Below are 24,726 nucleotides of genomic sequence, written 5' to 3'. Positions count from 1 at the left end.
CCGCTCAGAGCACGCCGGTGGCCTTGGTCAGCAGCCAGATGCCGACCACCAGCAGGATCGCACCCACGGCCACGGTGAGACCGAACTGGCCCCAGGTGGCGCGGCCGGTATGGATTTCCGAGTAGCGTGTATAGGCGTGGTAGCACACGCCGACGAACATCGAGGCGACCACCAGCAGCGCGATCAGCAGCACGATGTCGTAGCCGTAGTTCTGCAGCGTCTGCATGATGCCGCTGCCCTGGCCGCGCGAGGGGTCCTCGATGGTCGGCAGGCCCTGCGCCCGGGCCATCAGCGGCAAGCCCAGCAGCATCAGTGGCGCGAGGATGGTGGTGGCAACGCGATGGGGAATCGGATGGGTCTTCATGGCGGTCGGGCCTTTCGTGGTGGTCAGGACAAGAGGAAATAGGTCAGCACCAGGTACATCGCAACGAAGCGCACGACGACACCCAGGAACTGACGCTGGGACAGGCGCTGCTCGGCCCACCCGGTGTAGGCGGTACGCATCGCCCACACACCCCACAGGAGCAGGACGGCGAACACCAGGCCGAGCACCACCGTGGCCACGGCGGCGGGGGCGAAGCCGCCATTGGCCTGGAAGGCGCTGACCTGGGCGGCGTTCATCGGGGTGCCTCCTGGTCGGAGGGCGGGCTGGACTGGCGGTAGCCACCGGACAGCTCGACCGGATCGCGCGGCTGGGCGCGCGGCGGCGTCAGGTAGTCCTGAATGCCCGTCCGAACGCGCTGGAGGTCCTCGCGCAGGCGGGCATGGTCGAAGTGGTAGCGGGCGCGCTGCTGCGAATCGGTATGGGCGGCGTGCTTGGCCTGGCGGTCAATCAGGTCGATCTGGCGAACCAAGGCCGCAAGCTGCTCGCGTTCGATGGCATCGCCTGCCGCGGTGGCGGGTTGCCCGGCCGAAAGCAACATGGTCAGCAGCGGCCATGCGAGCGTGTAACGGTTGGGTTGCGTCATCAAGCCATTCCCATGAATGCGGATGGCCAGATGCTGTTCCCTCGCCGGCTTCGGCGCCGCCGTGAATGCGAAATGCGGTTCGACCGGATTCCATCCGAGAGCTGCTCATTCGGGGCTGGATGCTGCCGCGATGATTGGTCACCAGCCGTAGTTCGTTGGTAGAATTGAGCAAACTTGGCAAGCGAAGGCAATGAAAGATCAACCGAGACGGTTTTCAGATGACTGACGCCGAAAGCGAAATCCTGACGCTTGAAGAGGTCGCGGCATACCTAAAAGCCGGTAAGCGGACGGTCTATCGCTTGGCTCAAAGGGGAGAGATTCCGGCGTTCAAGTTGGGAGGGACGTGGCGTTTCCGGCGATCCGAGCTGGATCGCTGGATTGCTAGCAGCATTAGCAAGATGAAACCGGAGACGGACTGAGTCTGCAAAGGCTAGCAGCCGACTACGCCTGAGACATAAGGGGGAGACCGCAGTTGACGACAACACAGCTCTTGACACCGCATCAACGTCAGTACGTTGCGTGGCTGCTCACGCGCCGTGCGGCTGGCGATTCCGTGGAATCGCTGGCTTCAACACTGGTCGACTCGCAGGTTGATCTCAATCCACATCAAGTGGATGCCGCTCTCTTCGCCTGCCGCAATCCCCTTTCGCGCGGTGTGCTCCTCGCTGACGAAGTGGGGCTCGGCAAGACTATTGAAGCAGGGTTGGTCATCTCTCAGCGTTGGGCCGAGCGACGCCGCAGGATTCTCATCATCGTCCCGGCCAACCTGCGCAAGCAATGGCACCAGGAACTGCAAGACAAGTTCGGCCTGCAAGGATTGATTCTCGAAGCCAAAAGCTACAACGCAATCCGCAAGCAGGATCGACAGAACCCTTTCCTATTCGCCTCCGGCCCGGTCATCTGCTCCTACCAGTTCGCCAAGTCCAAGGCTGACGATGTCAAGAGCATTGACTGGGACTTGGTCGTCCTGGACGAAGCGCATCGCCTGCGCAACGTCTACAAGACCAGCAACGTCATTGCCAAAACACTCAAGGAGGCGTTGTCGCACGTTCACTCCAAGGTGCTTCTGACCGCAACGCCGTTGCAGAACTCGTTGCTCGAACTCTATGGGCTGGTCAGCTTCATCGATGACCGCGTGTTCGGAGACCTTGACAGCTTTCGCTCGCAATTCACTGGCCGGGAACAGGCCTTCAACGCCCTACGTGACCGACTGGCTCCCATCTGCAAGCGCACTCTGCGCAAACAGGTTCAGCCCTATGTGTCGTATACGGCGCGCAAGGCCATCATCCAGGAATTTACGCCGTCAAACGAAGAGCAGGAACTGTCCAGACTCGTCGCTGATTACTTGCGTCGCCCCAACCTGAAGGCCATGCCCGAGGGACAGCGCCAGCTGATTTCACTGGTGCTATGGAAGTTGCTCGCGTCCAGCTCGCACGCCATCGCAGGCGCGCTGGAGACGATGGCCAAACGGCTTCAGGGAGTGCTTGACGACACTGCCGAGATTCCCGATCTGGCCGAAGAACTCGACGAGGACTACGAGTCGCTGGACGAAACCGCTGATGAGTGGAGCGAGCAGGAAGCCGCTTCTACGACGCCGAGCCGCTCAGAGCGGAATGCCATCGCGCAGGAAATCGAAGAACTACGCCACTTCAAGGCGCTGGCAACCAGCATCCGCGACAACGCCAAAGGCAAGGCGCTGCTCACTGCGCTGGATCGCGCCTTCGCCGAGCTGGACCGGTTGGGCGCGGCCAGAAAGGCCATCATCTTCACCGAGTCCAAGCGCACACAGGAGTACCTCCTCAGCTCGCTGGCTGACACGCCATACGGCGACGGCATCGTGCTCTTCAACGGCACCAATAGCGACCAGCGTGCGCAGGCGATCTACAAGGACTGGCTCAAACGCCACGAAGGCACTGACCGCATCACCGGCTCCAAGACCGCCGACACTCGTGCGGCACTGGTTGAGCACTTCAAGGAGCGCGGCAAGGTCATGATTGCCACCGAAGCCGGCGCCGAAGGCATCAACCTCCAGTTCTGCTCGCTCGTCATCAATTACGACCTGCCGTGGAACCCTCAGCGCATTGAGCAGCGCATCGGGCGCTGCCACCGCTACGGTCAGAAGCACGACGTGGTGGTGGTGAACTTCGTTGATCTCAGCAATGAGGCGGACAAGCGCGTCTACGAGCTGCTGTCGCAGAAGTTCCAGCTCTTCGAGGGCGTGTTTGGGGCCAGCGACGAAGTACTGGGTGCCATCGGCTCCGGTGTCGATTTCGAGCGGCGCATCGCCGAGATCTACCAGAACTGCCGAGAGCCCGAGGAAATCAAGTCCAGCTTCGAGCAACTCCAGCTCGACCTCTCCGGCGAAATCAACGAGGCGATGGTCAAGACGCGCCAGGTACTGCTTGAGAACTTCGATGAGGAGGTGCAGGAGAAGCTGCGCATGCGGGCCGACGACAGCCGCAACGCGCGCAACCGTTTCGAGCGCATGCTGATGGACTTGACCCGCGCCGAACTGGTCCATTGCGCCGCGTTCGATGACGACGGCTTCGATCTCCGCCACATACCGACTGGAGTCGAGCACGGCGGCCTCGCGGGCATCGAGCTGGGGCGCTACGAATTGCCCCGCCGCTCCGGCGACGCGCATCTATACCGCATCAATCATCCGCTGGCGCGATGGGGCATTGAGCAGGCCAAGGCTCGCGCACTCAACGGGGCTCGTCTTGTGTTCGACTACAACGCCCACGGTGCAAAGATCAGCACGCTTGAAGCCTGGCGCGGCAAGGCCGGATGGCTCACCGTGAAGCTAATCTCGGTCGAGACACTCGGCAACCAGGAGCAACATCTGCTGGTTGCGGCGGGCACGACCGACGGCGTCGTGCTCGCGGAAGAAGACCCGGAAAAACTGCTGCGCCTGCCCGCGACCACGCAGGCGGCCAGTCTGTTCAATGCCCCTGACGCCACCCTGCTGGCCGACGTGGAAGCCCGCAAGACCGCACTGCTGCGCGACGTCAACCAGCGCAACCTCGGCTACTTCGAGCAGGAAGTCCAGAAGCTGGATGCCTGGGCGGACGACCTGAAGCTCGGTCTGGAGCAGGAGATCAAGGAGATCGACCGCGAGATCAAGGAGGTGCGCCGAACCGCCGCGACCTCGCCGACGCTGGAAGAAAAGCTGTCATGGCAGAAGAAGCAGCGGGAACTGGAAGCCAAGCGCAGCAAGCTGCGCCGCGAGTTGTTTGCCCGGCAGGACGAAGTCGAAGCGCAGCGCAATGACTTGATCAGCCAGCTTGAAGTGCAACTCCAACAGCAGGTCGAGGAGCGCACGCTGTTCACTGTCGAGTGGGAGCTGGTGTAATTGTCGAGTCCCGTGAGCTGATAAACCTTTTTTCGAAAGAGATGAGGGTGTGAAGACTGCCATTCTTTCATGCTCTGCACCGGTGATCGATGGTTCAAGGCTTTTTGCGGGATGTGGTGGTTGTAAAGGTGCGTGTATCGATGCAATGTGGCTTCGAGGTCCTCTGTGGATTCGAAATGGTGGGTTTGCAGTACCTCGGCAATCCTGCCATTGAAGCGCTCGACCATGCCGTTGGTTTGGGGGTGGCGTGGCGGTATCAGGCGATGCTCGATGTCCTGTTCGGCGCAGGCGCGATCAAAGGTGTGCTCCCCTGAGGGGCCCTGTTCGCGGCGCAGACAGCGATCGGTGAATTCGGAGCCATTGTCGGTCAGGCATTTCTGAATACGGAAGGGTGCGGCCTGAATCAAGGCTTTCAAGAAGGCTTTGGCTGACAGTGCGGTGCGGTCTTTCTTCACCGCAATGAAGACCCAGCGCGTCGCCCGATCAATGGCAACGAAGAGATAGCGTCGAGGGTCACCCTCAATGGCCGGCAGGTATTTGACATCGATGTGCACAAAGCCCGGTTCGTAGGCCTTGAACGGTTTTACGACAGGTCGCGATGCCCGGGGTTGCAGGGCCTTCAGGTTGGACACACCATGACGACGTAAACACCGGTCCAGGCCGGAGCGGGACACCGCTGGATTGAGGAACTCTCGCGTCACTGTCAACAAATCATCCAGAGGCAACTGCAAGGCGGTTCTCAGATACACCACAATGCTTTCCTGGGCCAGTGTCAAAGTGGTTTGCAGCTGGTGAGGACGGTGCGATGCGTCCGCCACGTCGTCACGTTTCCTCCACTTGCGGATGGTCGAGCGGGTGGTGTTGTAAAGGCGGGCCAGCGCCCGTTCACTCAGAGAGGAAGATTGAATCTCCCGACGAATCGCAGGTGTCGTACGAGCCTGCTGATGAAGACGGATGTTCATGCGGTTTTCCCCTGTACGTCACAACCAAACACCTCCCGAAGAATGCTTCGAGCCTCAAACAAAGCATAACTCCTTAAAGGAATATAATCTCGCGGGACGCAACATGTAATGACTAATCAAGTAGCACCCTTAGACCTGCGCATGACCAGGCCGCGGTTGAAACGTGCCAAGAATTGAGGAGAGCGAGATATGGCTAGCGGAAAATTACTGCGGCAACTCATCAAATCGGGAACGCAAGGCGATGCTTCGGGCTTTCGCGCGGCGTCCGAGGCAGTGATCAAAGAGGAGCGCGAGAAGAACCATCATCTGCTCGCAAATGACCTTGAGCGCTTGCTTTACGGCGATCAGGCAAACTTCGGGAAGAATGCGCGGAAGCTGCAAAGTTTGCCCAGCGTGCCGACAAATAAAGACAACGGGCTTGCGCTACTAGAAGAGCGTGCCGTGATTCGAGAGGAGAAAGACATCATTCTCTCGGATGCTTCGCAGTCGGCACTCGATGAAATCCTGATGGAGCACAACCGGGCGGACGTGCTCCGATCCTATGGCCTGCAACCCGCGCAGAAGCTGTTGTTTTGCGGGCCTCCCGGCTGCGGCAAGACGCTGGCCGCAGAAGTCATCGCGCATTCCCTGTCCATGCCACTCGTCCTCGTTCGGCTGGACTCGATCATATCGTCGTTTCTGGGGGAGACGGCTGCCAATTTGCGAAAAGTGTTCGATTACGTCGCAACGCATCCCGTGGTCGCATTGTTCGATGAATTCGACGCCCTGACCAAGGATCGTGGCGACAGCGCCGATCATGGTGAGCTCAAACGCTCCGTAAATGCCGTCTTGCAGATGATGGACGGTTATCGAGGCGAGAGCATCCTGATCGCCACCACCAACTACGAAACCTTATTGGACAAGGCGGTTTGGCGACGCTTCGATGAGGTTGTGCGCTTCGAGATGCCGAATCTGGAGCAGATCAAACGCTTGTTAGCTCTGAAACTCTCCGGTGTCCGCCGCAATTTCGAGCCCGACGATGGCCAGGTGGCATCCGTGTTCAAGGGGATGTCGCACGCCGATATCGAGCGTGTACTGCGGCGGGCCGTTAAGGAAATGATCCTGTCTGGGCGGGAGTTTTTGGAGAAGAGTCATATCGATAACGCACTTGCCAGAGAGTATCGCTACAAGAGTTAAGGCATGGAGGGGAGAAGATGGCCTATGAGCACCTGCGTCTAGATCGTGAAGAACCGATCAATCTTCGCCACCCGCGGAGGGGCGGGGGCGGTTTTACACCACAAGACCCACGTGCTTACGGCGCGGCGCTTGGCACAAAATTCCAGGCTGCAAGGGGGCGTATCACTGACCCGGATCAGGCCGACATTGGCGGCTACGATGATCGCAAGCTGATAAAGATTCAGCTGCGTCATGGAGAAAGCCTACCTCCGGACTCTTTCCAGGCTATTCCCGGTGTGGAAATCGTCAGCCAGGAAGAAAAAACTGTTGTTTTGGCCTTCGCCACTGATGAAGGTTTGGACGAATTCGAACGGCGTTTGGCAACGTTGGCGCGTGACGGTAACGTTACACGTAAGGATCTGCTGTATGCCATCGAGGACTTCGATCACTGGACACCGGAAGATCGCACTGGCAACGCTCTCCGTGAACAGGGCTTCCCCGAAGAAACGCCATTCACGCTCGATGTCGAACTATGGCCCCAGGAGCGACAGGACAAGCGCCAGGCCATGGTCCGTGCCTTCGTAGACCTGTTGCAGGAACTCGGCATCAAGAAGTTGGACGAGCTCAAGCTGCCATCCTTGGTAAAGCTGCGCGTGCGCTGCGATCAGAATCAAGCAGATCAGCTTTTGCGCCATCGGGACGTCCGCACGGTGGATCTTCCACCTCGGCTGGGCGTTTCCGTTCAGCTGTTGATGACAGACATCAACCAGTTTCCGGTAGTTGATCCACCGCCTGCCGATGCGCCTGCGATTGCTGTTCTCGACTCCGGCTTGACCTCGGGCCACCCTCTGCTTGCCGCAGCGGCCGGCGATGCTCAAGGTTATCTGAAGCCTCATCGCAGCGCCAATGATGCCGAGCCGTGGCATGGCACCTTCGTCGGTGGGCTTGCGTTGTACGGCGATGTCCATAACGCCATCCAGCAGCGCCAATTCGTCCCGCAGCTCCGCTTGTTCTCCGGCAAAGTATTCGAACACGACGGACAGGATCAGACCGAGTTTGTCGAGAAGGCGGTCGAGGAAGCCGTGCGCGACCTGCACGGGCAGTACGGTTGCAAGGTGTTCAATCTCAGCTATGGCGACCTGAATAAGGTGTACGACGGTCGGCATGTCCGCGGGCTGGCCTATACCCTTGATCGTCTTACGCGCGAGCTGGGCGTGTTGTTCGTGGTGCCAACGGGTAATTTGCAGCCCTATCAGCTGCCGCAGGACGCCCGCGAGCAATACCCCAGCTACTTGTTTGAAAAGCATGCACGGCTTCTGGACCCTGCCACTGCGCTCAACGCCCTCACGGTTGGAGGCATCAGCCTGTTCGAGGCTACGCGCGATGCGCAGAGATATCCTGACGCCATCGAAGATCACATCCTGGCGCGGGCACACCAGCCCTTTCCGTTGACACGGCGCGGGCCATCCATCAATGGTGCCGTCAAGCCGGATGTGGTCGAACATGCTGGCAACTTCGCCTTGCTGCGTAATGGCGCAATACCTCACGACCCAAGAAAGGGGCTTGGAGTCTTGTCGCTCAATGGCGGATTTGCCACAGGATCACCTTTCTCGGAAGACATCGGCACCAGCTACGCCGCGCCGTTGGTGGCCCACAAGGCCGCATGCCTGCTGGCCGCCCTTCCAGACGCCTCACCGAACCTGCTGCGCGCATTGATCGGCGCGCACGCGCGTTGGCCTGAGGCTTGCGAAACCTTGCTTGGCCCAGGGGACAGGTCAGAAGGACGTGACCGGCTCCTGCAACTCATTGGTTACGGCCGGGTGGATGATGCAGCACTCTACCGCTCGCTCGATCACACGGTGACCTTGCTGGCGGAAGAACGCATCGACAACGACAAGCATCACTTCTTCGAGCTGCCTGTGCCGGACAGCTTCTGGGCCAACGGGCGCCGTACCCGCGAAATTACGGTGGCCCTGGCCTACAGTCCCGATGTGCGTACGACCCGGTTGGATTACCGCCGCACGAAACTCTGGTTCAACCTCGTGGTAGCCGACAGCCTGGAGGACGTGACTCGTGCCTTCCAGCGCAACCGGGAAGAAGGTATGGGGGAGCACGGCAATGGCCGCTGGCTATCCAACGAGACGCGCAAAAATGGCACGTTGCAAGTCTCCCGTTGGGAGTTCAGGCAAGTACCTGTGCGGGGCGACAAAGTGTTTGTCGTGGTTACCCGGCAAGACAGTGCGTGGTCACACGATGAGCATCGAGCCGAAGCAGAACCGTACGCCTTGGCTGTGGTGCTGGCCGATAGGGAGCAGGCCAACGCCCAGCTTTATGCGCAAGTACAGGCCAAGTTACAGGCCCGTGCTCAGGCGCGCGCGCGCGCTCGTATTGGAGGGATGGGCTGATGGCAGCGCTCGAATCTCAGTTCATGGAAATTCTGAAAAAGGTGCTGGCCACCCGCTTTGTGCCTTTTCTGCCCCCATTGTTGGAAACCAACAAGCCGGCCGACCAGCAGCAGATCAAACAGCTATCGCGAGCATTCAGCGCTTTTGCTCTACACAAGCTGTTAGACATCACACCACAAGCGTCCGCCACTGCCGTGGTTGACGATTTCAACGACAAGGGCCTGGATGCAATTTACTACCATGCTCCAACTGAAACGCTCTACCTTGTGCAAGCCAAGCTCAAGGCATCCGAGCAGTTCAAGCAGGTGGATGCGCAGGCCTTCTGTAGCGGCATCCGCCTGCTTCTGAAGCAGGCCTTCGACAGGTTCAACGCGAACGTCCAAAACCGTCAGGTTGAAATCGAAAGTGCGCTCGATACATGCAGTCGCATTAGGCTGATCGTGCCCTATACCGGAGATGGCGTATCGCAGTCGGCCCTCGATGTACTACAAGAGCTGCTGAATGACGATGACCTCGACGAAGAGCGGCTCGATAGAGAGGTGATTTACTACACAGCAGTTGAGGTCACCCGCGACTTGCTCGCTGAACAGGCCTATAAGCCTGTTAATGCCGCGATCACCTTGCACAAGTGTAGAAATATCGAGGAGCCACGTGAGGCTTACTTTGGCATCGCACGACTGAATGATCTGGTCGATTTGCATAACAAAGAGGGAAAGGCACTGTACGAGCGGAATATTCGCTACTTCCTCGGCAGCAAAACCGATGTGAATCAGGCCATCCATGCAACGCTACGAGACGAACCCGGCAGCTTCTTTTATCTCAACAATGGCGTCACTGCCGTCTGCGACCAGATTGATCCGAAGGGCAACAGGAATGATGCCAAGAAGTTGATAGTGCGTGGCCTATCCATCATCAATGGCGCGCAGACGGTCGCTTCTGCTGCCGAGTTTGTGACTCGATATCCGAACAGTGACATCAATGGCGCCAAGGTAATGCTCACCTTGATCAAGGCCCCGGCAGACAGGCCATTCGGCAAACTTGTCACCAAGGCGCGCAATCACCAGAACCCGGTACAGCTCGCCAGCTTCGCTGCGCTCGATGAGACCCAGGAACGACTGCGACAGGAAATCGCCCACCTCGGCTTCGACTACCGTTACCGTCCCGAAGCAGCAGGAACCGGTACCAAGATCATTACCTTGGAAGAAGCGTTGAGGGCCCTGGCCTCACTGCAGAACGATGCACGTTATGCCGTGTGGCTGAAAAGTGAGCCCGGCCGGCTGGCTAATCCCGAGACTGCCGAATACCGGGATCTGTTTGCGTCCGAGGTGAGCGGAGTGGCGCTGGTCAACGCGGTGCATTGCCAGCGTGCCATCCGTACCCTTGTTGTCGGATATGAGCAGAACGCTGCGGCGCGCAGCCAAGAACGCCTGATTTATCGGCACGGCATTCACGTCATTACGGCGGTGATGATGAAGCGCCTACGTAGCCGCATTGGCCGGGCGGCCGTCATTGACCCCGCGACCATTCCCGCGCTGATCAGTCAGCCGCTCGATCAGCTTCGGCAGCAAACGTTCGACCTCGGCCAACAACGACTCATTCTTGAGGGGCCGCTGGCTTACTTCCGCAACCAGGGCAACGTCGCCGCCTTCCTGGCCGACCTGATGGAAGCACATTTCGCGCTGGGTGCCGATCCGGCCATAGCGCCACTACGCAATATTCAGAATGCAGCGGACGCGTATCCGCGCAAGCGCCTGATCGACTACTTGTCGAATCGCGCGCCACAACTATGAGAGCGATGTCATGAGCAAACAAAAACTAGAACTTACCTGGATCGGGAAGGAGAAGCGGCCCAAGCTGGAGCCGCGCATCCTGCTGGAAGATCCAGAGAATTCGTATCACGCCAAGCATCGCGTGACGGATGGCGACATCTTCGACAACCGCCTGATCTTCGGCGACAACCTTTTGGCTCTAAAGGCGCTGGAGAACGAGTTCTCGGGAGAAGTTAAGTGCGTTTTCATCGATCCGCCGTACAACACCGGGAGCGCCTTCGCGCAATACGACGACGGACTTGAGCATTCGATATGGCTCGGCCTGATGCGAGACCGGCTGGAACTCATCAAGCGCCTTCTTTCTGACGAAGGATCTCTCTGGATAACCATCGATGACAACGAAGCCTTCTACTTGAAGGTGTTGTGCGACGAAGTGTTCGGCCGCTCCAATTTTGTTTCGAGCATCGTGTGGGCGAAGCGAGTTTCGCCCGCCAACGATGCAAAGTATTTCAGCTCTGACCATGACTTTGTTCTGGTCTACGCAAAGAACAAGCCGCTGTGGAAGCCAAATCGGCTTCCGCGCACTGAAGGTCAAAACTCCTACTACAAGAACCCAGACAACGACTCCCGGGGTCCGTGGAATTCAGTCACATACACGGGCAACAAGACTAGGGAGGAGCGCCCGAATCTTTACTACCCAATCGTCAACCCCAATACGGGTGAACAGGTGTTCCCGCCTGAAACTCTTACGTGGCGATATGGGAAGGACACCCACGCAGAGAACGAGAAGAAAAATCTCTTGTACTGGGGGAAAGATGGGAAGTCGAAGGTGCCACGGCTCAAGATGTTTCTTGAGGATGCGGAGCCGGTTGTCCCTCGAACCATTTGGCCTGCAAGCGAAGCGGGCAGCACGCAGTCCGCAATGACCGAGCAGAAAGTGCTCTTTGCTACTCCATTTGCTACGCCTAAGCCTGAGGCTTTGCTCCAGCGGATTCTTCACATCGCCAGCAAGGAGGGTGACATAGTTCTTGATTCGTTCGCGGGATCGGGAACTACCGGCGTAGTGGCCCACAAGATGGGGCGTCGCTGGATCATGGTCGAGTTGGGGGAGCACTGTCACACTCACGTTATCCCACGGCTCGTAAAGGTCATCGACGGTGACGATCCTGGCGGTATTACTGATGACGTTGATTGGGCAGGTGGCGGTGGCTTCCGTTACTACCGGCTCGCCCCTACGCTAATCATCAACGACCGCTGGGGCAATCCGGTTATCAACCCCGAGTACAACGCGGCGATGCTTGCCGAGGCGTTGGCCAAGCTGGAAGGCTTCAACTACGCGCCGTCGGAAATGCACTGGTGGCAGCACGGCCACTCCAGCGAGCGCGATTTCATCTACGTCACCACGCAGAACCTATCCGCCGAGCAGTTGCAGGCGCTGGCCGATGAAGTCGGCCCGGAACGGAGCCTGCTGGTGTGTTGCGCCGCTTTCCACGGAATCACGGCTGCCAAAGCGGCGGAGCGCTGGCCGAACCTGACGCTGAAGAAGATTCCGAAGATGGTGCTGTCCCGTTGCGAATGGGGGCGCGACGACTACAGCCTGAACGTGGCGAACCTGCCGATGGCCAAGCCTGATCCCGTTGAGCCTTTGGCACAGGCTGAAGCAAGCAGAAAAAAAAGCAAAAAGGCGCCGGCTGCGGATGTGGGCCAGGGCGCGTTGTTTGGGGAGGATGAATGATGAACAGCCGCGTTCTGCACGCCGTGACCGGTCGCCTGTCGCTGCGGCCACCTCAGGAGGAGTCGCTGAAGCGGCTGGCGCATGCCGTTGGGGTCGCGCCCGAGCTGTTGAGCCACGATCGGGATGTCGCGGCCATTCTTTCCACGCTGAAGGCGGAGTTCCCTACGCTGGAGGACTTCGAGCGCGATTTCCCCTCGCTGTGCTTTGCGCTGGCCACGGGCGTGGGCAAAACCCGCCTGATGGGCGCGTTTATCGCCTACCTGCATCTGGCGCATGGCATCAACAATTTCTTCGTGCTCGCGCCCAACCTCACGATCTACAACAAGCTCATCACGGACTTCACGCGCAACACGCCAAAGTACGTGTTCAAGGGGATCGCCGAATTCGCGCAGCAGCCCCCTTTGATCATCACCGGCGACAACTACGACCAGACCGGCGCGGCGGTGGATGAGCAGTCGATGGGCTTCGCTCACGACGTGCGCATCAACATCTTCAACATCTCCAAGATCAACTCCGAGGTGCGCGGCGGCAAGGAGCCGCGCATCAAGCGGATGAAGGAAGTGCTGGGCGACAGCTACTTCAACCATCTGGCTAGTCTGTCTGACCTGGTGCTGCTGATGGACGAGTCGCACCGCTACCGGGCCAGCGCCGGCGTGCGCGCCATCAACGAACTCCAGCCGCTATTCGGTCTGGAAGTGACGGCGACGCCGTTCGTCGAGTCCAGCCGCGGGCCGGTGCCGTTCAAGAACGTGGTGATGGACTACCCGCTGGCGCGGGCGATGGAGGATGGCTTCGTCAAGGAGCCTGCCGTGGTGACCCAGCGCAACTTCGACGCCAAGGCGCACACGCCCGAGGAGATCGAGAAGACGAAACTGGAAGACGGTGTGCGCCTGCACGAGACGACCAAAGTCGAGTTGCTCACCTATGCCCGCGAGAACGGCGTCAAGCCGGTCAAGCCTTTCATGCTCGTCATCGCGCGCGATACCACGCACGCGGGGCAACTCTTGGCGCTTCTGGAGTCAGAAGCCTTCTACGAGGGGCGCTACCAAGGCAAGGTGATCCAGGTGGATTCCAGCCGTACTGGCGCGGAAGAAGAAGAGATGATCACGCGCCTGTTGGCCGTGGAGAGCGTGGACGAGCCGACCGAGATCGTGATTCACGTCAACATGCTCAAGGAAGGCTGGGACGTAACCAATCTCTATACGATCGTTCCGCTGCGCGCGGCTAATGCCCGCACGCTGATCGAGCAGTCCATCGGGCGCGGCCTGCGACTGCCCTACGGCAAACGCACGGGCGTCGCGGCGGTGGATCGCTTGAACATCGTCGCGCACGACAAGTTCCAGGAGATCATCGACGAGGCCAACCGCGGCGACTCGCCGATTCGCCTGAAGCAGGTCATCCTCGATGCGCCGAGCGCCGACGACAAGAAGGTCAGCGTGCAGGTCGAGTCCGGAGCGACGGCGCGTCTCGGTCTGACGGAGGCACCGGTCTTGGTTACAGGGGTTTCATCCGTCGAAAGTGGAGCGGAAGTCCCCGCGCCCAAGCCGGTGTTCACCACGGAGGCGGAGAAGCAGGCCGCGCGTGTGGTCATGGACGTCATCGGCAAGTACGAGGTCAAGCGCGATCTAGTGCCCACCAGCAGCGCGCTGCTGAGACCCGAAGTGCAGAAGGAAATCCTCGCGGAGGTGGCGGAGCGGTTGAAGCCGCTGCAAGGCGAATTGCTCGCGGGCGTGGATGAATCAGTCCCTGCACTTGACTTGTCCGCCGTGGTGGCGAAGACCACCGAAATCGTGGTGCAGCAGACCATCGACATCCCGCGCATCGCAGTGGTGCCGACTGGCGAGGTCACGACCGGCTTCCACGCCTTCAAGCTGGATGTGAGCCAGCTCCATCTCCAGCCGGGTGAGCGCGAGATCGTCATCCATAACCTGCGCACCAACGAGCAGGATACCCTGGCCGCCGAAGTTGGGCTCAAGGAGCTGCGCCCGGAGGACTACATCGTCCACGCGCTGGTGGACTTCGACGACATCGACTACTTCACCCACGCCGATCTGCTCTACGACCTCGCGGGCCAGATGGTGCAACACCTGCGCGGCTACCTGTCCGAGGACGAAGCCATCAGCGTCCTCGATCGTGACCGCCGCCTGATCGCGCACGAAATCCACGCGCAGATGATGGCCCACTTCTGGGAAGAGGCGACGGAGTACGAGGTGCAGGTCAGTCGCGGCTTCACCGAACTCAAGCCGTGCAACTACACTGCCACGGCGGGCCAAACGGCTCACCACTTCCGGGAGACCGTGACTGAGACCAGTCGCATCAAGCAGATGCTATTCGGCGGCTTCGCGCGTTGCCTGTACCCGCTGCAGAAGTTCGACTCGGATACCGAACGGCGCTTCGCCATCATCCTGGAGCGCGACGCGACGAAGTGGTTCAAGCCTGCGAAGGGGCAGTTCCAGATCTACTACAAGCTTGGCACTGAGCAGCCGGAGTACATCCCCGACTTCGTGGCCGAGACGGACGCGACCATCCTCATGGTAGAGACGAAGGCGCGCGCCGACATCAACACGCAGGAGGTGCAGGCCAAGGCCGCAGCCGCCATGCGCTGGTGCAAGCACGCTTCCGATCATGCGGCGAGCGTAGGCACCAAGCCCTGGAAGTACCTGCTGGTGCCCCATGACGAAGTCAGCGAGTCGAAACGGCTCGCGGATTACCTGCGCTTTGAGGTCAAGGCGTAATTGAGTTGCCCTCGATCAAGTTCGGTAAGCAAAAGCGATTCCGGCGCGGCACCCAGGAGGCGGAGATTTGCCGCTTCGCGGGCATGATGAACCGGCAGGGAAGAGGAACAAGAAATGCAGAAACCCGCCGCACAGCAGAAGACCGTCCTGGAAACGATTCTGGACTGGTCAAAGGATCGTCCACTCTGGCAGCGTGACGCCCTGCGCCGCATCATCGCAAACGGCCGTCTGACGGACGCCGATATCGGCGAACTCGTGGACCTTTGCAAACAGGGCAAAGGTGCACCCGTAGGCGCGCTGAAAGCGGTACCGCTGGAGAAGGCCCACCTCCCGGCCAACCCCGGTCAGACCGCTGCGGTATCGCTTCTGTCGATCGCCGACGTGACCGGCGTGAACAACCTTGCCGCCGGCCAGACCCTCGGCTTCGAGCCGAATGGAATTACGATCATCTACGGCGACAACGGTGCGGGCAAGTCCGGCTACGCACGCATCCTGAAGCGTGCATGTCGTGCAAGGCATGCCGGAAAAATCGAACCCAATGTGTATGCCGATCAGCCCCCGAAGCACGTCGGCGCGAACATCGCGTACGCGGTCGGCGGTGTGCCGCAGCCGGTCGAACAGTGGCAGAACGGCACAAATCCGCATGCAACGCTGTCTGCAGTGAGCGTGTTCGATAGCGACTGCGCCTCAGTGCATATCCGCGAGAAGAACGAAGTTGCATTCCGGCCCTTTGGTCTGGACGTACCGGATGAGCTTGCTGCAGCCTGTCAGGCGGTGAAGGATGCTCTCGCAGCTGAACAGAAGCAGCTTGAGAAGGCCCGCAATCCGATCTTTGCGGCGCCGACCTGGAAGGCCACCACGGCCGTGGGGAAGGCGCTTGCCGCGCTGAACGCCAACACAGACGCAAAGAAGATTGAAGCCCTGGCGGCGCTCTCGGCAGACGAAAGCGCCCGTCTTGAGCGTCTGCGGGAAGACCTGTCGAAGAATCCGACCAAGGCAGCGGCGGAACAGACCGTCAAAGCCGACAACGTCATGCGGCTGATTACCGTGGTGAACAGCGTTGCAGCCAGAACCACCGATGAGGAGCTGCTGGCAGCCGCTGCCCTCGCCAAGGACGCACAGTCGAAACGGGACGCTGCACGTCTTGCCGCGGAGAAGGCCTTCACGGGCGAACCCCTTGCCGGGGTCGGCGGCGAGACATGGCGGGTGCTTTGGGATTCCGCCCGACGCTACTCAACGGAGATCGCATACCCCGGACAGCCGTTTCCGCCGTCGGCCGAAGACGCGCATTGCATGCTTTGCCAGCAGCCATTGGAAGCTGAGGCACGTGCACGAATGGCACGCTTCGAGGACTTCATCCAGAAGGACACGGAACAGCTGGCACGCGAGGCAGAGAAGGCAGCTCAGACCGCACGTCAGACCATAGCTGCCGGAGCAATCGGCACGCGGGCGGTGAAGGCCAGTCTTGATGAGCTGGGCCTCCAGAATGAGGCGCTGCAGCAGCAGACGCGCCGCTTCATCGCCGCAGCCCGGCTGCGGCGCCACGTTCTGCTCAAAGCCTTGGGCGGAAACGGCGAGGTACAGCTTCCGCCCGTTCCACAGTCGCCGCTGCCTGATCTCAGCCAGCTTCAGACCACGATCCGCAACTACGCCGCCGAACTGCGCAAGTCCGCTGACGCGGACGAACGCAAGAAGCTCGAAGCCGATTTCGCCGAGCTGAGCGACCGCGCGCTGCTCGCCGGCATGCTGCAAGTCGTCACTGACGAAATCCAGCGGCTGAAGACCATCCGGTTTCTGACCGAGTGTGCGGGCGATACGGCGACGAACACCATCACCAAGATGGGCAATGACATTGCCGACACCGTGATTACGCCTCGGCTGCGCGACAGATTTCAGGAAGAGATTGTCAGGCTTGCGGCCTCGAAGGTTCGCGTCGAAATCGTGCGCTCCGGCGGCAAGTACGGCTCACCGCAGTATCAGGTGCGCCTCTTCGCCAAGCCGGATGCCAAGGTCCACGAAATCCTGAGCGAAGGGGAAAAGACCTGCGTGGCGCTGGCCGCCTTCATGACCGAGCTTGCCACCGCGATGCACCGCTCTGCTCTGGTCTTCGATGACCCGGTGTCCTCGTTGGACCATCGCTGGCGTGGGCAGGTGGCCAAGCGTCTCGTGGAAGAAGCGGAGAACCGTCAGGTCATCGTCTTCACGCACGATCTGGTGTTTGTGAACGATCTGAATGACCACGCGACGAAGACCGGGCGGGCAGTGCGGCTCACGACGCTCAGTCGTGGCGCCGCGGGAGCCGGTATGGTGGCCGACGGCCTGCCCTGGAAGGCCCAGAGCGTCGAAGATCGCATCGACAAGCTGGAGAAGGCGGCGCGTGCGGCAAAGCTGCTGCATGACAACAACCAGGAAGATGAGTACGCGGTCGAGGTCGCAAAGCTCTACAACGCGCTGCGCGCCACATGGGAGCGCGGCCTGGAGGACATTGCTTTCGTCCGCGTTATTCAACGCCACAGGGACTACATCAATGCCAAGGACCTGAAGAAGGTCAGTACGCTCACCGAGGCTGACTGCGATGCTTTCGCCGCGGGATTCAAGAAGTGCTGCGACATTGTTGACGCACACGATCCGTCCAGCGGCAGGAATGCCGCGCCACCACCACCTACTGATCTCTTTCAGGACATCCAGGCTTTGAAAGACTGGGCCGTGTCTCTGCGAGACAGGCAGAAGAAGGTTTCCTAGCGCGGAGTTTCTCGCACACATGCTGACGTTGTTTGTGCAGAGAGGTGTCTAGCTGATTCATGCGTACGGCCGCACAGCGTCTTTTCTACAGGTACTTCTTGAAGCTACTGACCGCTATGTTCATTGCCACCCCGAGCATTGCCGCGCTGGGCAGCAGAATCATCAAAGGGTGCAATGACACCGGTAACGCCAGGTAGGTCACCCACGGCAACACCGCCAGCGGCATCAAGGCCGCCTTCGCCCGGTGGTAGACGAAGCCCGATTCCCGCCCCGCGCCGAACTTGCGGATGTCGCGGCGAACCAGTCCATCGACCAGGCCGACGAAGGCCGCGAGCAGGAACAGCGGCAGCGTGAGCACCAAGACCAGCAGGCGGACGATGAATGTCAGGACGGTGAAGCCGGCGGCAATCAGATAGCGCTCGGTCCAGACATAGACCTGGGCTAGGTAATAGCGGAAGTCCCGGTGCACGCCTCGGCTAGGTGCGCTAGCCTGCGCCGAGGCGTCGCGCATCCAGTCCAACAAGCCCGTCTTCACGAAAACCCACTCGTAGGTGCTCTCCACCAGCCAGCGCACGGTGCGTCCCGGCTCCTGCACAACGGCGCTCCGGGTGAAATGGGTGGAGAGCTGGTTCAGTTCGTAGTCGAGCATGCCCTGCGCGTGGCGCCAGCCCTGGTCGGGCCAGAACAGGTGCATGCCGACGCATTCGATGACGATGGACAGCAGCAGCGAGGCGACCAGTACGCCGAACAGGCGCCATGGCAGCGTGACCACGCTGGCGACCAGGCCGCGCTGGCGTGCCTGCTGTCGCTCGGCGGTCGCGGCGGGCTCTTTCACGATGGGGCCTCTTCATCCGGCGTGCCTTCTTGCACTTCCTCGGCCAGATTCGCTGGCAACGCGTCGTCGTCGTGCAACGGGGGCTGCCCGTTGCCCTCCCACCATTCGCCCGCCTCGGCGTAGTGCTGGCGCATGTAGCCAGCCAGTTGTTGCAGGTCCCGGGGCATGGCCTCGTCCGGATCGGGCGCCGGCAACGGCATGCGGATCTTCCATAGGTTGCCGCCTTCGATGAGGGCGAAGCACTGCCCCTTGGGCAGGCCGACCACGTGCGCGGGCTCGATGAGCGGCACGCTCGACGTGCTGATGCGGTCCTGCGCGTTGCTGGTGAAGTCGGTCGGGCCGTGGATGTCGGAGCTGTCGGTGGCACCGCTGACCAGCGTGGTGGTGTAGACCTCCACCTTCGGCAGTTGTCGTGTCAGCAGTTCGGCGGTGGCGGTCTCGCGCACCCGCAGCATGAACAGGTTGTTGAAGTTGCCGATGACCTGGCCGGCCTTGGCACGATTGCCGATGCGCGCCTCGATGTCGCTCAAGGTCTGCGTGTAGGCCGTCACCTGCACGCCGGCACCGCCGCCCTTGTTGACCATCGGAATGAACTCGTCGCCCATGAGTTCATTGAATTCGTCTGCATGGACGTTGATCGGAATCTTGGTGCCCGCCGCGGCGCCGGGTAGCCCGTCGTCGATGCCGAACTTGTAGATGTGGCCGGCGACCGAGACCAGATCGCTGAACATCGAGTTGCCCACCGCCGCCGCGACTTCGGCGTCGGACAGCGCATCCAGCCCCACGTAGACCACCGCGCGTTTGCGGATGACCTGCATCCAGTCGAAGATTGGCCGCGGGTCGGACAGGTCGGAATAGTTCGGTGCGAGCAGTTGCGCGATCTTGCCGGTGGTGAGCTTCTCCAGCAGCGGCAGCAGCGAAGCGACGATCTTGTCGAAGTACGTCCGGTCGTAGCGCACGGCGCTGCGCAGGCCGTCGAGCACCGGGTCATAGATGCGCACTTGGGACAGGTACTGTTCGAGGGCCACCACGCGCTTCTCGCGCCCGATCATGTTGCGCGGGATGTTCTTGTCGTTCAGCTTCGCTTCGAGCTGGACGATGACCTCCCAGGCCTTCGGCTCGTTCTTGGCGAAGTAGTGCTGGGCGTACTCGATGAACAGCGCGTCGATGTTGATGACGTGTCGCTGGATCAGCAGGTAGTCCGGCCGCTGCCCCAGCTCCACCAAGGCACGCGCGATGATGTTGACGAAGCGCCAGGCGAATTCGCGGAACGCGGCGCTGTTGCCTTCGCCCGAGAGCTGTCCGGCGATGCGCGTGGCCACTTCGGAGATCCGCCCGAACCGGCCGACGGCGTTGTAGCGCGCCGAGATGTCCGGCCAGCCCAGATGGAAGACGTAGAACTCGCCTTCGCGCCCGGCACGCTTGGCCTCGACGTACATGCGCTTCAACAGGTCGGCATCGCCCTTGGGGTCGAAGACGATCACCACCTCGTGCTCGCCGCGGACCTTGCGGCGGATGTCTTGCGTGATGAACAACTCGGCCAGCCGCGTCTTGCCCACGCGCGTGGTGCCCAGCACCAGGGTGTGGCCGACGCGCTCGCCCAGCGGCAGGGTGACGTCGACCTCGTGCGGTTCGATGCCATGCAGGCGCGGCATTCCGCCGACCGGCGGCAGCGGCCGCGCCGGGTTGAGCGGGCTGTCCCAGGCCAACGCGCGCGCCAGCTTCGAGACGGGAAACGGCGCGAACTCAAGCCGCTCCTCCAGCCCCCGGGCGGCCCGGTAGATCGCGGTCGGCTCGACATAGCGGCGGAACTCCGGCCGGTAGGTCTGCATCAGCCGGTGCGTGTGTCGCTGCTCCCAGCGAAAGCCGCGGCCGACGAACAGCCGTTGCTGACTCACCGGCACGTCGTGGCTGGTCATCACGTAGCGCGGCAGGCGGCGGATGTTGCGGCGATAGCGCAGGATCGCCCAGGCATCGCGCAGGCGAATCGCGCCGAAGGCCAGGAAGGCCAGCGCGCTGCCGAGGCCGAGTACCGGATTCAACGCGAGCGACCACGGTGCCACCACGCACACCACCGCGGCGCCTGCGCATACGGCAACGGTGTATAGCTCCACCGCTGGCCGCAGCAGGACTTCGACGGCGTGCGGCTGGGCCATCGGGCATTCCTCACTGTTCGATGCCGGTGGCGGTCACCAGCACCGGGTAGTGGCGCAGCCCCAGGCGCCTGGCCAGTTCGTCCCCGGACGCCGGCGCCAACATCAGCCCGGGCGCCAGGGCACGCAGTGACGCAAGTGCCCGTGGTGACTCGACCTGGACCACCAACCCCACGGCCCCGAGCTCGCGCAGCGCCGGGGCACGCTGGCGCAGCCAGGCATGGGAGCGCTGGTCATCACCAACCAGGAACATCGGAGTGAGCCCAGGCGCCTGGATCGCCCGGGGAGCCACATCGCCAGGGGCCAAATGGGCAGAACGCACCGGCAGCATGGCCGCCTCGCCAGAAGGCCCTTCGGGCAGGCGTGGCATCTCGATCCTGGGAGATGGCCTGCTTCCGGTGCGCGGTTGCAGGTCCAGGGCCTGGTAATAAGGCAGCGCGGAGGCACCGCCGTGATCCTCGACGACGATCAAGGGCGGCGATTGTGCGAAAGCGGCTGGCACGGACACGAGCGGCAGCAAGCCGATCAGCCACCGCGTAGCCGGACGGAAGATTCGAGGCTTCATGGCAGGGTTCTCCGGGTATCCGAGCCCCGCGCTGGCTCGCCCAGTACGCGGGCCAAGTGGCGGCCAACACTCTGGCGGTAGCGCGCAGCGGGTGCGCCACCAGCGGGACGGTGGTAGCGGCCGATCGTGATCAGCCAGTCCTGGCCAGGCGCGTGCTGCTCGCGCAGGATCTGCGCGGCCAGCGCCAGGTTCCGATAGGGATCGAGCAGTTCGCAGGGGTGGTCGTAGCGGTGACGCTGGTAGCCCAAATTGATCTGGCCCAGGCCAGCGTCGATGCGGGTGCGCGGCACGTCACGCAATGCCTGGTGCAGGCCGGCGCAGGCCTCGGTACGGGTGGCGAATCGACGCGATGCCCCGGCCACGTTGAGCGTCCAGGGCCAGGGCACGAGGCGGCCGTGGTACTGGGCGCCACTCTCCTGCAAGGCCACGGCGTAAAGCACCTCCGCCGGGATGCCCGCGCGCTGTGCCGCGAACTGGTAGGCCGGCGGCGGGACCTCCCCCGCCTTCGCCTGGCCGAGTGCCCAGCAAGCCAGCAGCAGGAGCGGGAGACGCGCGAGGCCTACTGTCGCTGCCATTGGCCGCCGACCTGGCGCACGACGGCGGGCAGTTCGCCCTGCAGGCCGAGGGACAGCCAGCGGCCACCGTCATGGTTGAGAGTGATGTACCGGGCGCGCACTTTCGCCGGGTCGATACGGGCCCGGCGTGCCCATTCACGGATGCGCGCGTCGTCGGCGCGACTGCCGACGACATAGACATCGAACTCGACGCCCGACGCCTGCAGCCGCTGCACGGCCTGGTCGCAGGCGGTACAGCCGTCCTTCACGAAGATGGCGGTTCGGTCGGTGCCTGATGCGATGGCGGTGCCCGCGCCGGTCGGCTTGGCCCCGGGTAGGTTGACCCTCGCCATGCCCGGCGCGATCCGTTGCCAGGCGGCGTCGTAGGCACGCTGGTAGGCCAGCGTCTTCTCGACCCGCCGGGCTTCGGCCCGAACCTGCAATTCCGCGTAGCGGCGGCGCTCCTCGTCGGAACGTGCTTCGATGCCAAGGGCGGTGAGCGGGTCGAGGCTGGGCGAGTAGACGCCCAGCGGCCCCTGCATCAACTCGCGATAGCGCGTCCATTCATCCGTGCGCAGCCCCCAGTCCTGCGCCCGCTGTTCGTCGCTGCGAGCGATGGCCGCAGGAGCTTCACGGCTCGGCGCCGTCCTGGCCGCGGTGGTTGCGCCGGTGGGCTGCGCGAGCGCCGCCTGCATGGCGGAGGCGGCCAGCAATGCAACCAGCAACGTCGGGGTCAAGTGGCGCGGGACCATCGGTGTGGGCCTCCTTATCGGGGCGGGATGGGCAGCCTGCGGATCTCGTCTCCCTGCCGGAAGACGGCGCCATCGCGCTCGATCCCGTCCAGTCGCCAGCCACCCTCCGACTCTCCGGCGCGCAGCAGGCGGACATCGGCCAAACCGGTGCCATCGGCAGGCATCACCGACACGAAGTGTTCTCCCGCACGCAGTTCCACTCCGATCAGGCGGAATGAAGGCTCAACAGGCTTGGGTTGGGCCGCCACAGGTTGGGATGGCCGTGGTGCGGGCAGCTTGGGCTGGCGCGAGCCCGGGCGGGCTTCCAGTCGCGTGACGCGGGTTTCCAATGCGTGCAGCGCATCGGTGGCGGCGTATTGGGCCTGCGCCAGCTCGATCGCCGCCAGCCGCTGGTCCAACGCCGCGGTGTCCTGCTCGTAGCGCGCCTGCGGCAAGGCGGCGGGCTGAGTATGGCGTTGTTCGACCCGATGCGATAGGCCATCCACTCGGGATTCGAGCAGGGACACCTGCGCGGTGGGCGCGAAGGCCTGGGTCTGTTCAGCCAGCCCGGACAAGGCCATGTGATCCACCAGCACCACCGCGCTGACGAGCAACAACCAGGTTGCGGCCGCGACCCGCAGCAGCGTCGTGCGCTGGCCAGTCGCCGAGTCCCGGATGGTCATGGCGAAACCTCCCGGATCAGCGGAGGGGTCTCCGCCGGATTGCTGGTCTTGGGTGGTGTGGGCTCGTGCGGCGTCCGGGCCTCCCGAAGGCTACGGATGAAACACACCTTCCGCTCGCCGTCGTCGACCTGCAGATCCCAGGCGGGACCGGCCAGGGTCAAGAGCGCGTCGCGCAGCAGGACCGGGCCGAGCCGGTAGTGAGCCGCCGGCAGCGGCAAGGCCAGCAGATCGGGGGACTGTTCATCGCACAGCCGGTAGCCGGAACGCAGGATGAGGTGCCGGAGCGCATCCCCGACGGTGGCGCCCAGCGTGCCGGGGATCTCCGCATCCACCACTTGCAGCAACAGGTCGTACTGGGCCGCTGTGGGCGCGAGTTCAACCAGGGTGTAGCGGCCATACCGCGTCACCGGCACGAACTCCGTCACGGCTTCGGGCGCGATGTCGGTGACTTCGGATGCGGGCGCCGATGGCGCGGTGTTCGTCATCGCGCAGCCGCTGGCCATGGCGGCCAGGAGCAAGCCGGGCAAACGGGTCAGGTTGCTGCGTCCGGCGATACGGAAGGACTGGCAGGATGGGCGCATGGATCGGTGTCCTGAAACAACGAGCCATCACCATCGCCGCGCCGGCCCTTTGTCACAGCAAACAAAGCGAATCCGTCGGCTCCCGATTTGCCGAAAGCAATGCCGGCAACCACGCGGTCGCCAGGATGCATGTCGGGATCATGCCGCGGCGAATGGTCGTGCCGGGGCGATCTCGCCGCCTACCGCCGCGTCCGATCGTTGATCACGATATAGAAGACAGCCGGCTCGCCGCCTTCATTGCGGAACTCATGCACGCAATCCGAAGGAAAGAACAACGTATCTCCGGCAGCGACGTCGAAGCGCCTTCCGTCGATGACCACGGCAAGCGCCCCCTCATGCACGACGAGAAACTCCTCCACGCCTGCATGGTGCGGGGGAAACTCGACGGACTTGCCCGGTGGCAACACGTTGAAGGCCAGATCGACCGCGCCGTCCTCGAACAGCGGCGAAAGAGAACGGCGTTCGAAGCCGGAAGCGGGGTCGTGATAGACCGCCTGGCGCTCCCTGCCATGAAGCCTGGGCTGGCGCGCATGGAATCCCCCCAGGAGTTGAGACAGGCTGACCTGCAATGCCGCGGCAAGCTTGCCCAGCACCGTGGCAGTGGGCACCGAGGCGCCACGTTCGATCTTGGAGATCATCGCGCGGCTCACGCCCGACAACTCCCCGAGCCGATCGAGGGTGAACTGCGCCTCCAGGCGCAGACGTCGAAGATTGGCCGGGAGCCCTTCGGCGCGCTCGCCTTTCGGGCTGGTCTGGGGAGCGGAGGAATTCGGCATGGGCCGCAATCAAGTCAGGATGGAT

General features: G+C 62.1%; 19 protein-coding genes and 1 pseudogene. 8 read left to right on the top strand and 12 right to left on the bottom strand.

The window, feature by feature from the left end; all coding sequences use genetic code 11:
- Window positions 1-4 precede the first annotated feature (4 nt).
- Genes ACH5N8_RS11215 through ACH5N8_RS11205 form a run of 3 tightly spaced genes read right to left on the bottom strand, consistent with a single transcriptional unit; the run spans window position 5 to window position 968 of the window.
- Window positions 5-364 (bottom strand): TIGR03745 family integrating conjugative element membrane protein, encoded by a 360-nt coding sequence (locus ACH5N8_RS11215; protein WP_009463354.1) that lies wholly within the window; start codon window positions 362-364, stop codon window positions 5-7.
- Window positions 365-387: 23 nt separating this feature from the next.
- The gene (locus tag ACH5N8_RS11210; protein WP_009463356.1) at window positions 388-621 is read right to left on the bottom strand and encodes a TIGR03758 family integrating conjugative element protein; all 234 of its coding nucleotides are present in this window, start codon (window positions 619-621) and stop codon (window positions 388-390) included.
- Window positions 618-968: an integrative conjugative element protein, RAQPRD family gene (locus tag ACH5N8_RS11205; protein WP_483281369.1), complete on the bottom strand. Its 351-nt coding sequence runs from the start codon at window positions 966-968 to the stop codon at window positions 618-620. The genes ACH5N8_RS11210 and ACH5N8_RS11205 overlap by 4 nt, the downstream gene beginning before the upstream one ends.
- 218 nt (window positions 969-1,186) lie before the next feature.
- On the opposite strand from ACH5N8_RS11205, the gene mads1 reads away from it, so the two are divergent.
- Complete coding sequence (gene mads1 / locus ACH5N8_RS11200; RefSeq protein WP_009463360.1) at window positions 1,187-1,387, top strand: methylation-associated defense system helix-turn-helix domain-containing protein MAD1; 201 nt, start codon at window positions 1,187-1,189, stop codon at window positions 1,385-1,387.
- A 53-nt stretch (window positions 1,388-1,440) separates the two neighbouring features.
- Complete coding sequence (locus ACH5N8_RS11195) at window positions 1,441-4,320, top strand: SNF2-related protein (protein WP_483281368.1); 2,880 nt, start codon at window positions 1,441-1,443, stop codon at window positions 4,318-4,320.
- 2 nt (window positions 4,321-4,322) lie between these two features.
- Here the strand turns inward: ACH5N8_RS11195 and ACH5N8_RS11190 are convergent.
- A pseudogene (locus ACH5N8_RS11190) lies at window positions 4,323-5,282 on the bottom strand (IS481 family transposase); the annotation flags it as partial.
- Window positions 5,283-5,471: 189 nt separating this feature from the next.
- Between ACH5N8_RS11190 and ACH5N8_RS11185 the strand changes: the two are divergent.
- The 6 genes from ACH5N8_RS11185 to ACH5N8_RS11160 all read left to right on the top strand — a co-directional run bounded on the left by ACH5N8_RS11185 (window position 5,472) and on the right by ACH5N8_RS11160 (window position 17,823).
- On the top strand, window positions 5,472-6,458 hold the full coding sequence (locus ACH5N8_RS11185) for an AAA family ATPase (protein WP_032958257.1): 987 nt from the start codon (window positions 5,472-5,474) through the stop codon (window positions 6,456-6,458).
- 17 nt (window positions 6,459-6,475) lie between these two features.
- Window positions 6,476-8,842, top strand: coding sequence for a S8 family peptidase (locus ACH5N8_RS11180; protein WP_483281367.1), 2,367 nt, complete (start codon window positions 6,476-6,478; stop codon window positions 8,840-8,842).
- Complete coding sequence (locus tag ACH5N8_RS11175) at window positions 8,842-10,632, top strand: AIPR family protein (protein WP_483281366.1); 1,791 nt, start codon at window positions 8,842-8,844, stop codon at window positions 10,630-10,632. The genes ACH5N8_RS11180 and ACH5N8_RS11175 overlap by 1 nt, the downstream gene beginning before the upstream one ends.
- 10 nt (window positions 10,633-10,642) lie before the next feature.
- Window positions 10,643-12,346 carry a site-specific DNA-methyltransferase gene (locus tag ACH5N8_RS11170; RefSeq protein WP_483281365.1) on the top strand — a complete coding sequence of 568 codons (1,704 nt, stop codon included), beginning with the start codon at window positions 10,643-10,645 and terminating at the stop codon, window positions 12,344-12,346.
- Entirely contained in the window at window positions 12,346-15,081 is a 2,736-nt protein-coding gene (locus ACH5N8_RS11165; RefSeq protein WP_483283184.1) for a DEAD/DEAH box helicase, read from the top strand. Before ACH5N8_RS11170 ends, ACH5N8_RS11165 begins: the two co-directional genes overlap by 1 nt.
- Window positions 15,082-15,195: 114 nt before the next feature.
- Window positions 15,196-17,823 carry an AAA family ATPase gene (locus ACH5N8_RS11160; RefSeq protein ID WP_151181588.1) on the top strand — a complete coding sequence of 876 codons (2,628 nt, stop codon included), beginning with the start codon at window positions 15,196-15,198 and terminating at the stop codon, window positions 17,821-17,823.
- An 85-nt stretch (window positions 17,824-17,908) separates the two neighbouring features.
- Here ACH5N8_RS11160 and ACH5N8_RS11155 read toward each other — a convergent pair whose 3' ends face one another.
- From ACH5N8_RS11155 to ACH5N8_RS11120, 8 genes are all read right to left on the bottom strand, one after another.
- Window positions 17,909-18,658 carry a TIGR03747 family integrating conjugative element membrane protein gene (locus tag ACH5N8_RS11155; protein WP_483281364.1) on the bottom strand — a complete coding sequence of 250 codons (750 nt, stop codon included), beginning with the start codon at window positions 18,656-18,658 and terminating at the stop codon, window positions 17,909-17,911.
- Window positions 18,655-20,814, bottom strand: coding sequence for a type IV conjugative transfer system coupling protein TraD (traD, locus tag ACH5N8_RS11150; protein ID WP_483281363.1), 2,160 nt, complete (start codon window positions 20,812-20,814; stop codon window positions 18,655-18,657). Before traD ends, ACH5N8_RS11155 begins: the two co-directional genes overlap by 4 nt.
- Before the next feature lie 10 nt (window positions 20,815-20,824).
- Complete coding sequence (locus ACH5N8_RS11145) at window positions 20,825-21,376, bottom strand: integrating conjugative element protein (protein ID WP_009463804.1); 552 nt, start codon at window positions 21,374-21,376, stop codon at window positions 20,825-20,827.
- Complete coding sequence (locus tag ACH5N8_RS11140; protein WP_151181684.1) at window positions 21,373-21,951, bottom strand: lysozyme family protein; 579 nt, start codon at window positions 21,949-21,951, stop codon at window positions 21,373-21,375. The genes ACH5N8_RS11145 and ACH5N8_RS11140 overlap by 4 nt, the downstream gene beginning before the upstream one ends.
- Complete coding sequence (locus ACH5N8_RS11135; protein ID WP_483281362.1) at window positions 21,936-22,682, bottom strand: TIGR03759 family integrating conjugative element protein; 747 nt, start codon at window positions 22,680-22,682, stop codon at window positions 21,936-21,938. The genes ACH5N8_RS11140 and ACH5N8_RS11135 overlap by 16 nt, the downstream gene beginning before the upstream one ends.
- A gap of 14 nt (window positions 22,683-22,696) precedes the next feature.
- A complete protein-coding gene (locus tag ACH5N8_RS11130; protein ID WP_279870453.1) occupies window positions 22,697-23,344 on the bottom strand; it encodes a hypothetical protein in 648 nt (215 codons plus the stop codon).
- Window positions 23,341-23,925, bottom strand: coding sequence for a PFGI-1 class ICE element type IV pilus protein PilL2 (pilL2, locus tag ACH5N8_RS11125; protein ID WP_483281361.1), 585 nt, complete (start codon window positions 23,923-23,925; stop codon window positions 23,341-23,343). Before pilL2 ends, ACH5N8_RS11130 begins: the two co-directional genes overlap by 4 nt.
- A 179-nt stretch (window positions 23,926-24,104) precedes the next feature.
- The gene (locus ACH5N8_RS11120; protein WP_483281360.1) at window positions 24,105-24,701 is read right to left on the bottom strand and encodes a helix-turn-helix domain-containing protein; all 597 of its coding nucleotides are present in this window, start codon (window positions 24,699-24,701) and stop codon (window positions 24,105-24,107) included.
- Window positions 24,702-24,726 lie beyond the last annotated feature (25 nt).

The sequence above is a fragment of the Methyloparacoccus sp. NF-16 genome (assembly GCF_056880625.1).
This window is presented reverse-complemented; position numbering and strand designations above follow the sequence as displayed.